This is a genomic window from Actinoplanes sp. NBRC 103695 (genome assembly GCF_030269485.1).
Taxonomy (GTDB): domain Bacteria; phylum Actinomycetota; class Actinomycetes; order Mycobacteriales; family Micromonosporaceae; genus Actinoplanes.
In genome coordinates, this window is record NZ_BSTL01000069.1 from 1 (window position 1) to 13,276 (window position 13,276).

Here is a 13,276-nt window from a genome sequence, read left to right on the forward strand (position 1 = left end):
TACGGCGATCACCCACCCGCGCGGCGGCACGCTCATGCGCTGACCGACCGGGCGCTGACCGACCGCGACGATCACGGCAGCGTTGCTCGCCTGTTCGGCCGTGAGCCCGTCCGGGGTCGCGCCGGGGTTCGTGACGGTGGCCCGGCACCCGTCGGCACCGCCACCCCCGAACACCGCCGACACCGCGCCGACCCCGGCCGCGACGATGACCACCAGCAGGACGAGCACCCCGCCGACCGCCCACGAGATCACCCGTCCCATACCGCACCGCCCGAGGCCGTGAGGTCGGCCAGCGCGACGCGTCCCGGCTGTCCGGGCATCCGCCATACCGGCCCCACCGGGCCGCCCGCCCCGGCGGCGTGGTCGGCGGCGGCGGTCGCCACGGTCACCGCGTCCGGCACGCCGGTGCGGGCAAGCTGTGCGTGCAGGTTCGCCTCCCGCGCGGCGGTGGGAAGCCAGAACAACACCGGATAGGCGCGCGACGGCGGGAGGGCGGCGTAGCCGGTGAGCTTGCCGACGACCCGGGACAGCGTTTCGGTGCCGAGGTCGGTCTCCAGCCAGAACGGCACCGCGTGCCCACCGTCGATCCACACGCCGTGACCGTCGGGGCGCACCACCATGCCGACCGCCTCCCGGCACGCGGCCTCGTTCCACCAGCGCGCCAACCGGGTTGCCGGGTCGGTGCGGGCGTACGCGCTGAGCGCGACGAAAAACCCGTTGGTGGTGATGAGGTGCGTCAGTGTCGGAGACAGGGCCAGTCGGGCGGTGGCGTCGCGTACGGCGGACGGGCGGGGCAGCGTGTCACCGTTTGAGGCCGCGACGATCGCCGCGCCGACCGGGCCGAGGGTCCACCTCCACGCTTGCGAGCCGGGCCTCTGGTAGTGCCGGAACCGGTCGAGGATGTCGCGCTCGAGCAGGGTGTTGAGCCGGTTGCGGGCTCGACCGGCGGAACCGAAGGTGAGATCGACGAGCTGGTCGGTGGTGAAGGTCTTGTGCTGGTCGAGCAGGTTGAGCAGGAACCGGTCTCGGGGGGTGAGTCTGGTGAGTTCGCCGGCCACGACGGACGCCGTCAGGCGAGCCCCGTGAGGGGCAGAAGCATGAAGGCTAGAAGCAGTGATATCTCTTATCAGTCGGTTCCGGTCCACCAGTCCTCCTCAACGCCGTTGACCTGCGGGTATGGGCTGTCATAGGGGGCGTTTTCCAACGAGTCCTCGGACTCGTTGGAAAACTCGTTGGATTGCTCGTTGGACGGCTCGTGAGGGGTCTCGTTGGACCGCTCGCCATGCACAGCGAAGGTGTTACGACCGACGAACGGCTGTACGGGAACCTGCACTGAACCCTGCGGTTCGGTGCTCGCCGGGACCGTTGCCGTTGCGCCGAGCAGCTTCCTGCGGTCCTCGTGCGACAGCCCGGTGTGCTCGCGTGCCGCCTGGCGCAGCACCGCGGACCGGCCGTTGACCGGTGGTCGAGGCGGCTCGGTGTCGGCGGTGACCGGAGGGACCACCCGGCCGCCGGCCACTGGCCGGAGCACGACCTCGTAGCCGCCGAGCCGGATCAGGTCCCCGTCGTCCAGGTACGGGCGCAGGTGGCGGGCCTGGTCGACGGCGTCGCGGGGGGCGAGGGCGAAGTAGACCTTGTTGCGGGCGTTGGCGTCGATCGCCTCTTGCATGTCGCCGGACAACTGGCCCAGGTACTGATGCGCCAGGACGAACGAGGTGTGCAGGCCGCGGGCCTCGGCGAGGGCGTCATCGATACCGATGGGCAGGTGCAGAAAGTTGTGACACTCGTCCAACACGACCATCGCGTCCGGGCGATCGTGTTCGGGGATGCGAGCGCGGGCGGTGGTCGCCTGCCACAACCCTGCCAGCAGCAACGAGCCGATCAGGCGGGTGCCGTCCTCACCGATGACCCCCTTCGGCAGCCGGGCCAGCAGTAGCCCGCCGTCGAGGATGTCGGCGAAGGAGAACGTGGTGGCCGCCACCCCGAACAGCGACGTCGCCATCGGATGCGCCAACACCAGCCGCAACCTGGACAGCAGCGGCGCGGTCAGCCCAGCCCGCTGACCGGCCGAGAGCCCGTCGAAGCCTTCCCAGAACTCGCCGAGGGTGTTGCCCTCCCACGCTTTCAGCGCGTTGGTGACCGTCGCGACCCGCTCGGCCCGCCATTTCGAGTCCGACAGCAGCCGCGGCAACTGCGCGAGGGTCGAACCTTCGAGGTGGGCCAGGGTGAGCAGGGCGTGGTAGCAGATGTCGGCGGTGCGGTGGCCCCACCAGCGCGCCCACACCTTCGCCATGACGGCCGTCAGGTTCGCGGCCACATCGTGCGGAGTGCCACCGTGCACGGCCGGATCGAGCAGGTTGATCGCCGGGGGTGCGTGCCGCTCGTCCGGATCGATCAGCACCAGCCGGTCACCTGCGGACTTCGGTAGCCGGTCGAGCAAATCGCGGATCAGATCGCCCTTGGCCGGGTCGAACGCGGCGACACCGCGTCCGGCTTCGACGTCGTCCAGGATCATGTTCATCAGCAGGGTGGTCTTGCCGGTCCCCGTCGGGCCGAGCGCGTGCACGTGGTAGCGGCAGTCGGTCAGCGAGATCCCGATCCTCGTGCGGGGGCCGGCGTTCGCGACGCCGATCACCTTCCCGCCTAGACCGTGCCGCTGATCGAGCGGGACGAGGTTGAGCCGCCCGGTCGGCTCCGGTGCACCATTGGTGGATTCGGTGGTGGGTGGGCTGGTCACGGGGCGCTCCACGGTGTCGGCGGGGTGGGACTGGTGGCGGGTCCGGCGCGGAAGACGTCGCGGCCTCCGGGCCTGCGCCGCGACGCGGCGGCGGGTAGCCCGTGGGCCGCCGGTTCGGCGGGCAGCCCGGCCAGAGCTGCGGCTTCACCGACAGCGGCCAGGCTCATCCGGGCCTCGGGCACCCACCGCTGCCCTGCCTGCGTGGCGCCTCGGCGCAGGCGCCGGCGGGTGAAGTGCGCCGACAGCAGCCCGAACCCGCTCGTGATGTCCGCGGCGGCGGCCAGAGCGGCGGCCTTCGTCGGGCCGGTGCCGGTGGCGTAGACCGCGACGAGCAGGTGCGGGGCGGCGGCGAGTTTCCCGCGCGCCTGCCGCGCCAGGTCCGCCATATACGGGTCAGCCGGGCCGGTCCGCCGCCGGGTACTACTCGACGGGCCGAGCGTGGCCAGGCTGAGCACGCCGAGGACCAGCACACGGAGCCCGTCAGCCAGCAGCCCGGCGGCGCGGGCGGTGCCCCGGGACTTGCGGGCGCGTTCCGGATGGGTAGTAGCCCGGCGCAGCATCCGCAGCCGATGCGCGGGGGCACGGCTGATGTGGACTTGCAGCAGGCCACCGCCGGTGCGCCCGGCCGAGGCGAGCCCGTCGAACACCGCCCGCAATCGGTCCTCGTCGGGCGGGGCACTCTCCCAATGCCGGGAGCTGGCCGTCGAGGTGTCCTCCACTAGGGGAAGCCAGTCCGGCTGCGTCGGGCGCACCATCAGCGTGGTCCTGGTCCCGCCGGTGGAGATGCGGGGCGGCCTGGCCTGTTCGGCGCGCACACCGGGCCAGCCCCGCTGCAGCATCCGCAGCACAGCGGTCGGGTTGACACCCGGAGGGAGCCACAGACCGGCGCGCATCCCATGCGGGTCGGCCTCGACCTCCCACACGATGCGCGGCGGGCGCAGCGCCCACCGACCCGGCGCGGGCAACGCCGTCGCGAGGAGCCGCCAGAGTCCGACGGTCGCGGCCGGGGTGGCGGTGACCGGCGGAACGATCTGCAACCAGTGAGCCTGCGCGGCGTGCTGGCGCCACGCCCGCCGCCGCCACGCCCGCCACAGCCAGAAGAGCCCGACGAGGACGGCCAGGCCGGCGAGCAGCAGAGGCCACCGCTCGCGGATGAGTTCCCCCACGGCGGCGGGGACTTTGCGGCCCCACGTGCCGCACGCTATCTCGCCGAATACGGAGTCGGGGATGCCGTCGCGGCCGGGCACGCACCCGGGCGGGGACGGAGTTGGGGACGGCGGGGCGAACAGCGGGGACGACAGATTGAACAACAGCTCGAAGGCAGACATGATGGGCTCCCGGTCGCTCGAGCGGATTACTGGCGGGTCGTGGGTGGACCGGTGATGACCAGGTCGTGTTCGACGTCGTCGGCGAGGCTGTGAAACGCCACCCGCGAAGATCCACTCGCGAGGAGGGCGTCTCCGCGTGTGCAGGACAGCAGGTATGCCTGCTCGCCGTCGGTGAGCCCGAACGCCTTCGTGACGGCGTCGATCGCCTGGGTTGCTTGCCGGAGCAGCACCTGGGTGGCTGCGTTCGAGACCACGGCCCGGCCGACGTCGGTGGCCAGGACGTCAGCGGCGTCCTGGGTAATCACGGACAGCCCGGTGTTGTACTTGCGCGCTGACTTCGCCAGACGGAACAGGAAGTCGGCGCCGAGGCCGGCGCGCAGCATCAGCCACGCCTCGTCCACCAGCACCAGCCGCCGCGTGGACGGCCCGGTTCGGTTCGCCGTGCTGACGGTGCGCCAGATCGCATCCAGGATGAGCAGGGTGCCGACCGGTTTCAGCTCCTCCGGCAGGTCCTTGATCGCGTAGACGACCAGGTGCCCGGTAGGGGCGGTGGAGGTCGGCCCGTCGAACAGACCTTTGAAGGAGCCGGACACGTACGGGTACAGCCGGGCCGCGAGGACTCGTCCCGCGTCGCCCGCGTCCGGCAACGCGGCGGCGACGTCGGCCAGCAGCGGCGCGGGCCGCCGCCAGGTACGCGGGTCGGTGGTGATGCCTTTGCCCCGGTAGGCGGCCAGGACCGCCACGTCCAGGGCGGCGGCTTCCTCCGGCGACACCCCGGCCCCGCCGGTGAGCACCGCGACGAACGTCTGCAGGAACAGCGCCCGCCGCACGAGGGCGTCGTCGCCGTCTCCGGCGGACAGATCCAGGGGGTTGATTCGCACGCCGGGCACGCCGGGCCGGATGATCGTCCCGCCGACCGCCTGCGCGAGGCGTACGTATTCGTCTTCAGGATCGATGACGAACGCCTCTACACCCAGGTACACGTTGCGGAGAAGGTCGAGTTTGGCCAGGTAGGACTTGCCTTCACCGGAGCGGGCGAGGATGACGGAGTTGTAGTTGGACTGCGCCCAGCGGTCCCACACCACGACACCCGGGCTGTGCAGGTTGAGGCCGTAGAGCACGCCCATGCCGGTCTCGGCGGCGGTGACCGGCAGGTCCGGCGACGTGAAGGGGAACGCGGCCGCGAGGGCGTCGGTGTCGAAGACCCGCTTCATGTTCAGGGCATCGAAGGCCAGCGGCAGGCCGGTGATCCAGCCTTGCAACTGCCGCCACGTCGCCAGCGCCACGTCGAGCAACAACGACGAGGCGAGGGCTCTGACTTCCGTGAGCCGGTCGGCCAGCTCCGCCTCGGTGTCGGCGTGCACGGTCAGGTAGAGCCCGAGGCGGAACAGGCGGGCCTCACCCCGGGCCACGCGGGAGGCCAGGTCCGCGGCATCAGCCGCCGCGGCGTCCAACTCAGGGTCATCGAGGCGGCCCTTGGTCGCGGTCTGCCGGCGGGACGCCTCAAACCGGCCGCGCTGCTTGCGCAACCGCTGGGAGGCCACGACCGCAGGAACGGGTTCGATGTGCAGGGACACATCCACCCGTCCCGGATAGGACAGCAATGGCTCGAGCCAGCCGGGGCCGACCTCCGCCGGGTAGCCGGTGACGGCCAGGGCGGCGCTGTAGTCGTCCCCGACCCGAACCGAGCGCCCCCCGACCTCGACGGCGTCGGGGCTGCCCGGGACGACCGTCGGAGTCTCGGGGACGGCGGTCGTAAGATGGCGAGACAGCAGCTTCACAGCTCCTCACTTCCTTGCACGTTCGGGACGGGCCGTCCCGCACCGCCCGCCAGCGGCGGGGACGGTGGGACGGCGGGGTTGAGGGCGTCGGCCAACGCGACGGACGCCTCGGCCGACCCGAGAACAGTCGCCGCGACTTCGCAGCCGGACAGCGCCCGCACGGTCTCGGCGGCCTGATGCGCGGTGTGACCGGGGCTGCGGGTGCTGCGCACCGCGACGGTGACCTCGCGGTGCAGCAGCTCCCGCCGCGCGGCGAGGTCGTCGAGGAAACCCGCGTGCGAGCGGGCCGCCTCTTCCAGAGCGGGGTGCGGCAGGCTCGGCGCCCGCGACACCAGCCGGTCGGCCAGATCAGTCAGGTCGACGCGTTGGGCGCGCACGAGGATCTGCGCCGGGCCGTCCAGGCTGTGCAGCCAGCGGGCGAACCCGGCGACCAGGCCGTTCTGCTCCGCCGGAGTCCGCAGCCCAAACGCCACCGTCGACGCGGCCACCAGGCCGGTGGTGCCGTCCGGGCCGAGATCGACCAGACCGTCGGGCGTGATGCCTTTCGCGGGCAGGCGCAACGGGGCGGGCAGCGGGAGCCGGTCACCCGGCCCCCGCGTGGTCGACACCCACCCCGGGGCCGGGGTGACCGGGCCGTCGGCCGGGACGAGCTGGTGCGGAGCACGCCGGTGCCGCACGGCCGCGAGCAGCCACCGGTCGAGGCTGACCCCGTCGCGGCGGCCGACCGCCAGGAAGAACCCGGTACCGGCGATCGGCAGAGCGCAGACGAGGAAGACCAGCGGCGGCACCACCGTTGCCAGGGCGGTCCACGCCGCATAGAGCAGCAGGCCGATGACGGTCAGGATGACCAACTGCCGCCAGGCCAGATTGAACGCGACCCGGTCCTCCCGCTCGACATCAGCGGGCACGCGAGCTCTCAAAGGTGCTTCGTCGCTACGGCGGCTCATCACTTGTCTCCTCGGGGACGGCGCCTGGCAGGCGGCGGGGACGAAGCCGCCGGAGGCGGGGACGGCGGTGCCGGGCGCGGGGACCGCCGCGCGGTTGAAGCCGGACCCGGTGACGCCGGAGTCCCGGTCACCGGTGGCGGGCCGCCCGCGCTGGACGGGCGGGCGGCCCTTCGGGCCGCCGTGGGCCGCGTCTTCGGGGTCGGCGGTGCGGAGGAGAACACCGGCGTGACCGGGGCCGGTGGCCGGCGCGGCGCGCTCTGCGGTCGCTCCGTAGCCGAGAACGTCGATGCAGGTGCCGGGCCGGGCGGTGTCGGGCTCGCCGGGGTCGGCGGGGCGCCGCTGAAGGCCACCGGTGTCGGACCTGCGACGGGTCGTGACGAAGGCGGTTGTGCAGGGCTGGCGTGCGAAAACGGTGCGGCCGGGGCCGAACCGGTCGGGGCCGGTGCCGGGGTGCCCGGCTGTGCTGGGTGGCTGAACGCCGGTGCCCCGTTGGTGCCAGCAGGCACCGCCAACGGCGTCTGCGTGGTCGGGGCGTTACTGAACGCCACCGGACCGGTCGGAGACGGCCGGGGCAGGGCGGGGCGCGGGGTAGCCGGGCGTGCGCCGCGTCCGCCTGGGGCAGGGGCGGGCCGAGCGGTCCTCGTTCCACTGGTGGCAGCCCGCTGACGTGCCGCCGGTTGGGCACGGGCGGTTCGACTGCCTGCCGTGGCCGCGCCGGTGAGCCCGGCGGCGGCACCCAGGGTTTTGATCATGACGAATGCCTGGATGAGCTGTCCGACCAGGCCCCGGCCTTGGCTTTGCATCCCGATCGGGGCGAGGACGAACTGCTTCATCAGGCCGGGCACCTTGATCAGCAGCCACAGCATCGTGACGCAGACCAGCACCCCGAGCAGCCCACTCGTGGTGGCCGGCACCCCGAGCAGCACCAGTCCGGAGGGGGTGAGGAACACCTTGACGGTGCCCACCACGATCACCGCCTGGGCCACCTGCAGACCGAGGCAGGCGAAGAAGGCCCGCCACCAGGTGTAGGCGATGCCCTCGGTCTGCGGACTGGCGTGACACACCATGGCCAGGGGCGCAATACCGAACAGCAGGACCAGCAGTGCTACGCGCAGGATGAACGTGATAACCACGACCAGGCCGAGGACCGCCACGGCGATGACCAGCAGGATGAGCAGGATGTTGGGTGAGGTGCCGGTCAGGGGCTGATCGAGGATGCCGGAGATGGCTTGGGCCGCGTCCGGGCCGTCGACCCCTTGCCCGGCGATGGCGGCGGTCAGGGCATTGGTCGCCTCGATGGCTTTGCCGCACAGGATCAGGCTGATGTTGGAGACGACCGCGCCCACGGCGAGCCGGGGTGCGATCTGTTTGAACCCGTACTGGCTCTGCAAGGTCTCCCGCGACGCGAGGATGAACCCGCCGAGGACCACGAACAACACGTAGATGCCGTTCGCGACGATCAGGCTCGTCGTCCAGACCGCTTTTACCTGTGGGTTGCCGGTGATGTCGGGGGTGGACAGGGCGGTACTGCCGAGGGCGTTCATGACCGGCTTCAGACCGGTCTTGGCGACCCACAACAGGAACTCGTTGATGGCCTTACGGATCTGGCCGGGGATGTCGAACATGCCCGGCTCGTCGTCCCCGGCGTCGTCGGTGGGCGCCGGGGACGGGGACGGCCCCGGGGACGGCGCAGGCGTGAGCGGGGACGACGGGACGGTCGGCGTCGGCCCGCCCGGCGGCGGTGCCGGGATCGGGGACGGCACGACCGGTGCGGGCGCGGGAGTCGGGGACGGTGCGCCCGGCGCAGGGACGGGTGCCGGGGACGGGTCGGCCCACGCTGGACTCGCGAGGGCGAGACCGAGGATCACGCCGACGCTGAGGACGGCGAGCACCAGCAGCCGTACCCGGCGGCGGGACGGTGAGGTGGGGGTCATCAGGCCACCCACCCGCCGACGATGGTGACGATCAGCGGTGCCAGCAGAGCTCCGGCGTAGCCGATCGCGGCGCTGCGAAAGGCGATCTTGCCGCGTTCGACCTCGCCGGGCTCACCGCTGGTGTAGCGCAGGAACCCGACGGTCAGGCACAAGGTGGCCCAGCCCGCGAGGATCCCTACCAGCCAGAGCCGGATGTTGTTGACGACCTGATCGATCGAGTCAGCGGCCAGCACGACCGTGCCAGGCTCAGCGGCAGCTTGCGCCGTTCCGGCGCAGGTCAGGACCACCACGGCGGTGATACCGGCCGCCGTGGTGAGCAGTCGCACGGTGCGGGGCAGACGTCGGCCGCGCCGGTCGGTGACCGGCCGACGCGGAGTCGGGGTGGGGCGGTGCAACGGGTGACGGTTCATGGGACGTGGGCACCTCCAGGCAGCCCGGCCCCACACCCCGAGGTGTGGGGCCGGGCGAGCGAATGTGCGGAAGAGGTGGTGACCTGCGACCGGCGCGGTGGCCGTCCTCCTTCGAGGTGTCGGCTAGGCCGTTGCGGGTGTCAGCGCCGTCAGCGGGGCCGGTCGAACGAGGTCACCAGGTGCGGAAAAGTCCCGCACTAAGAGATACAGATTTGGGCCTTCTTTTCGACATCCGGCTGTAACAGCACAGGTCAGGAGCCCTGTCCCGGATCGGATGCGAGGGTCATCGTGGCCTCGGCGATCACGGCCGCGTCCTCGTCGGACAGCACGCCTGCGCGGATCGCCGCGACCAAGCGCTCCTCGGCGCGGTCGCGGGCCTTGTAGACCGCCTTGACCGCCTTGCCGAGGCCCTGCGCGTAGCCGGCCACCGGCACGCCCTCCAGGCGGGTCGCGCCGATCAGCTCCGCCTCGAAGGCCGTGATCACCCCGGCCGTGACCGCACGGGCCAGCACCAGGTCCGGGTGTCCGGCCGTCGGCGCGGACACCGCCAGCTCCACCGGCGCCTTCGGACGCTCGTGGTCGGCGCGCAGCGCCGCGCGGGCGGTGGTGAATGTGGCGCTGAGGAGCCGCTGCGCGACCCGCGGACCGCCCGGCTTCAGGCTGCGCAGCGCGGCGACGAAGGCGGTCAACAGCTCGGCCTGCACGTCCCCGGTGAAACCGCGCAGCCGGTACGCCGCCGGACGCAGCCCCGGCAGGGCGACCCCGACCGCGCCCACGACCCAGGCCGGGCCGTCGGTGCGGGCGTGCTCGATCAGCAGCCGCCACGCCCGGTCACTCGCGGCGTAGCCGCAGGACGGGTGCATCAGGATCGCGGCCAGCTCCGACAATGCGATCCGCCGGGCGGGCAGGCCCCCGCCGAGGGCGGCACCGTCGACCGACAGCGGCCCGGGACCGGTGTTGAGCAGCCGAAACGCGGTCGCGGCGACGTCGAAGGGCTGCTCACCGAGCACCAGAGCCGGTGCGTCCGAACCGGTGGTGGGCAGCAGGGAACGGATGGACTCAGACATGGAAGATCCCCCGAGAACGTGGGTGTGGGATGCCGGCGCCTCGAAAGGGGCGTCCCGGCGGGAACTGCTCCCATCCCGCCACTCGGGTGTCACAGATCTTGAACACTGTGGATCTTGTTCAAGGGTCACGCCACGTGTTCAACCTCAGTGCTAAGCGCACCGTCGCCGACCACCTCCTCAATGGGAAGTGCGCAATGCCGTGGCGTCTGACCAGCGTGTTCAACCCCGTTACAGAAGCGCAGAATGAGGACCTCCGGTGGCGACCGGCGTGCCGTGAATGTCGGATGTCCACTGCGCCACGGGGCTAACGCATGACGGCCGCGCACACGACCGGACGGCCCGACGTGTTCAAACCCGGGCGAAGGATGAGCCCACCTCCGGCGAAGCTTGATGATCTTGTTCAGCCCGCAGGTCGATCTTGTTACATGACTGACGATCTTGTTCAAACGGGAGATGATCTTGTTATAGGCGAGCCTGATATAGGTCACGGCGAATGCGTTCCAGTCACCTCCACCGGCCTCGGTATGCGAGGACACGGCATCCAGGCTCAAGGTCTCTGACCTGTGTGTTCAACCCTGGCCAGATCTTGCTAGAGCGGCCTCGGTCTCGCTGTTCCCGGACGTCGGCGGGCGTCGGAGGTCCGGGCCGATGTCGAAAACAGGCCCGAAATCTGTATCTCTATGTGTCAGCGTTCGTCGGCGGACATGGCCCACCACGCCCATGCCGCAGACACACCCCACCAGCCCCCGCACCGAGCGGGTACCCGTCGCACTGCTGCTTCGCCCGAACCACCCCTACCGTCCCGCCGACTCGGCCGGGCGAGCACTGCCCGACTGGTACGGCATCCACCCAGACGACCTCGCGCTCCTGATCGCCCGCTACACCCGCGACGGCGACCTCGTCCTGGACACCGACGCCCACCCCACCGTGGCCGCCGCCGCCGAGCACCTGCACCGCTGCTCCGGCGTCGTGGTCACCGAAGGTGAACAACCGCCCGCCCGGCTCGAACCCGCTGAGGGTGGGCCGCCGGCCAGCACCCGGCCTGACACCGTACTCGTGCTGGCAACCCTGCCGCGCCTGAGCATCGACCACCGCGACGCGCACGCCCTGAGCCGGGCGCTGAGCGCATGGCAGGCGCTGCTACGCCCCGGCGGGTTCCTCGTCGTCCTGCTCACCGCCGGACCCGGCACCGGCGCACTCGGGCACCGCTCGACCGTCATCGCCGCCGCCCTCAGCGCCGGGCTGGTCTACCACCAGCACATCCCGGCACTGCTCGTGCCGCTGTCCGAAACCGAGCCGCGCACTGATCCCCGCCCGGCCGCACGGCCGCCGCTCATCGCGGGCCGCCACGTCCGTACCCACCGAGACCTCGTCGTCTTCACCACGATCGCCCCGGAGGCCACGGATGCCTGAGTCGTTGCCGAACACCCGCCCGGCCGCCGCTGCCGTCCGCACCGGCGGGCACCCCGTCCCCGACACCTTCCCTATCAACGACGCCGTCCCCCTCAACGCCTCCGACACCCCGGCCGTTCGGTCCATCCCCGCCAGCGGTCCCGTCCCCGGCTCTGTTGGTGACATCGGCCCCGTCGCGAGCAATGTCCCGGGCATCAGTCGCGTCGCTACGTTGCTCACTGAGGGATACCCGGGTTCGGTGTGGCTGACCGGCCAGCGACCGTCACGCGAGCTGCGCCGAGGCCGGTATGTCGCCGAGTCGATCACCCACCCGGGCAAGATGCTGCCCACCATCGCCCGCCAAGCCATCAACACCTACACCGACCCCGGCGACGTCATCCTTGACCCGATGGCCGGCATCGGCACCACAGTGGTCGAAGCGATGCACCTCGACCGCCACGGCGTCGGCATCGAATACGAAGACAAGTGGGCGGCCCTGGCCGCCGTCAACGTCGCCCTCGCCGAACAACAGGACGCCCCGGGCAGTGGCGTGATCTACACCGGCGACTCCCGGAACCTGCCGACGCTCCTGCCGTCGCAGATGCGCGGCACGGTCGCCCTCGTGATCACCTCACCGCCGTACGGGCCGTCCACCCACGGCCACGTCCGCACGCCCGGTCCACGGCGCGGCAAAGTCCGTAAGCTCAATCACCGCTACGGCGGCGCCGACAACCTCGCCTACCGCGACCACGACACCCTCGCCCAAGGTTTCACCGACATCCTCGCCGGATGCCGGGCCGTGCTGCGCCCCGGCGGACATGTCGTCATCACCGCCCGCCCCTATCGGCGCCACGGCGAACTCGTCGACATCCCGGGCATGGTCGTCGCCGCCGGAGAAGCGGCGGGGCTCGAACTGGTCGAGGAATGCGTAGCCCTGATGGCCGGCGTCCGCAACGGCCTCCTCGTGCCCAGGGCGTCGTTCTTTCAGCAGAAGAACGTCGGCAACGCCATCGCCGACGGAGACCCGCAGTGGCTCGTACAGCACGAAGACGTGATCGTCCTACAGCTCCTCGGAAAGGATGTGCCGTGAACCGATCGGCCTGGGCTGTCGATGCCGTCCGCGCACTCGGCACCACCACCGACATCGTGACCGCCGGCGCCGTACTCGGTATCGGCCGAACCACCGCCTACCAACTCGCCCGTGCTGGAGAATTCCCCGTGCCCGTAACCCGTGTCGGCCGCCGCTTCGTCGTTGGCGTCCCACACCTGCTTCGCCTCATCGGAGCTACTGAGACGCCGGCCGACAACCCACCCGCGCGGTAAATCAGCGAAGACGTCGGGGGCCAGCGTGCTGGCGAAGACCACCGGTACGGCCACGCTTGATCTGCGCCCCCTACCCGGCATGGATGACGTCGACCACACGCCCCAGCGGACTGCCCTGTTCACACATCCGCTGGGGCACAACGACTACCGAATCGGGCATGATCCATGAAAACTGGAACCACGTCCAAGCGCTGCGGCTGCCGCAATCCCGGCACCGGTAAACCGTGGGGTTGAGTTCCCCCCGTTTCGACGGAGCGGTGGTTACCTGCTTCCGGTCGGGGCAGGGGTGAGGTTATCTGGCTCGGTCTGGGTGTGCCAGGCGGTCTCGTATTCGTCCGGGCTCAGGTAGCCGAGTTC

Annotated in this window: 10 protein-coding genes and 1 pseudogene; 2 read left to right on the forward strand and 9 right to left on the reverse strand. The window is 71.2% G+C overall.

The features are described 5' to 3' along the window. The 9 genes and pseudogenes from QSK31_RS47730 to QSK31_RS47770 all read right to left on the reverse strand — a co-directional run. Positions 1-261 (reverse strand): annotated as a pseudogene (locus QSK31_RS47730) (M23 family peptidase); the annotation flags it as partial. Next, positions 249-1,058 (reverse strand): replication-relaxation family protein, encoded by an 810-nt coding sequence (locus QSK31_RS47735; protein WP_285691844.1) that lies wholly within the window; start codon positions 1,056-1,058, stop codon positions 249-251. The pseudogene QSK31_RS47730 and the gene QSK31_RS47735, both read right to left, overlap by 13 nt. 68 nt (positions 1,059-1,126) lie before the next feature. After that, positions 1,127-2,737: a type IV secretory system conjugative DNA transfer family protein gene (locus QSK31_RS47740; protein WP_285691845.1), complete on the reverse strand. Its 1,611-nt coding sequence runs from the start codon at positions 2,735-2,737 to the stop codon at positions 1,127-1,129. Then, a complete protein-coding gene (locus QSK31_RS47745; RefSeq protein WP_285691846.1) occupies positions 2,734-4,065 on the reverse strand; it encodes a hypothetical protein in 1,332 nt (443 codons plus the stop codon). The genes QSK31_RS47740 and QSK31_RS47745 overlap by 4 nt, the downstream gene beginning before the upstream one ends. 26 nt (positions 4,066-4,091) lie before the next feature. Next, positions 4,092-5,846 (reverse strand): VirB4 family type IV secretion system protein, encoded by a 1,755-nt coding sequence (locus QSK31_RS47750; RefSeq protein ID WP_285691848.1) that lies wholly within the window; start codon positions 5,844-5,846, stop codon positions 4,092-4,094. Continuing rightward, entirely contained in the window at positions 5,843-6,793 is a 951-nt protein-coding gene (locus tag QSK31_RS47755) for a PrgI family protein (protein ID WP_285691849.1), read from the reverse strand. The genes QSK31_RS47750 and QSK31_RS47755 overlap by 4 nt, the downstream gene beginning before the upstream one ends. Further along, complete coding sequence (locus QSK31_RS47760) at positions 6,793-8,418, reverse strand: TrbL/VirB6 family protein (RefSeq protein ID WP_285691855.1); 1,626 nt, start codon at positions 8,416-8,418, stop codon at positions 6,793-6,795. The genes QSK31_RS47755 and QSK31_RS47760 overlap by 1 nt, the downstream gene beginning before the upstream one ends. Positions 8,419-8,726: 308 nt before the next feature. After that, entirely contained in the window at positions 8,727-9,137 is a 411-nt protein-coding gene (locus tag QSK31_RS47765; RefSeq protein WP_285691850.1) for a pilin, read from the reverse strand. A gap of 251 nt (positions 9,138-9,388) precedes the next feature. After that, positions 9,389-10,204 carry a hypothetical protein gene (locus tag QSK31_RS47770; protein ID WP_285691851.1) on the reverse strand — a complete coding sequence of 272 codons (816 nt, stop codon included), beginning with the start codon at positions 10,202-10,204 and terminating at the stop codon, positions 9,389-9,391. A gap of 720 nt (positions 10,205-10,924) precedes the next feature. On the opposite strand from QSK31_RS47770, the gene QSK31_RS47775 reads away from it, so the two are divergent. Together QSK31_RS47775 and QSK31_RS47780 are read left to right on the forward strand one after the other, a co-directional pair. After that, positions 10,925-11,617: a hypothetical protein gene (locus QSK31_RS47775; protein WP_285691852.1), complete on the forward strand. Its 693-nt coding sequence runs from the start codon at positions 10,925-10,927 to the stop codon at positions 11,615-11,617. A 124-nt stretch (positions 11,618-11,741) separates the two neighbouring features. Further along, positions 11,742-12,686 (forward strand): TRM11 family SAM-dependent methyltransferase, encoded by a 945-nt coding sequence (locus QSK31_RS47780; protein ID WP_502873131.1) that lies wholly within the window; start codon positions 11,742-11,744, stop codon positions 12,684-12,686. Positions 12,687-13,276 lie beyond the last annotated feature (590 nt).

What these genes read in the sequence shown, in the direction of transcription:
- QSK31_RS47765 (WP_285691850.1), bottom strand. Translation starts at nt 9,137, where the DNA reads ATGAACCGTCACCCGTTGCACCGCCCCACCCCGACTCCGCGTCGGCCG.
- QSK31_RS47760 (WP_285691855.1), bottom strand. Translation starts at nt 8,418, where the DNA reads ATGTTCGACATCCCCGGCCAGATCCGTAAGGCCATCAACGAGTTCCTG.
- QSK31_RS47770 (WP_285691851.1), bottom strand. Translation starts at nt 10,204, where the DNA reads ATGTCTGAGTCCATCCGTTCCCTGCTGCCCACCACCGGTTCGGACGCA.
- QSK31_RS47745 (WP_285691846.1), bottom strand. Translation starts at nt 4,065, where the DNA reads ATGTCTGCCTTCGAGCTGTTGTTCAATCTGTCGTCCCCGCTGTTCGCC.
- QSK31_RS47755 (WP_285691849.1), bottom strand. Translation starts at nt 6,793, where the DNA reads ATGAGCCGCCGTAGCGACGAAGCACCTTTGAGAGCTCGCGTGCCCGCT.
- QSK31_RS47775 (WP_285691852.1), top strand. Translation starts at nt 10,925, where the DNA reads ATGCCGCAGACACACCCCACCAGCCCCCGCACCGAGCGGGTACCCGTC.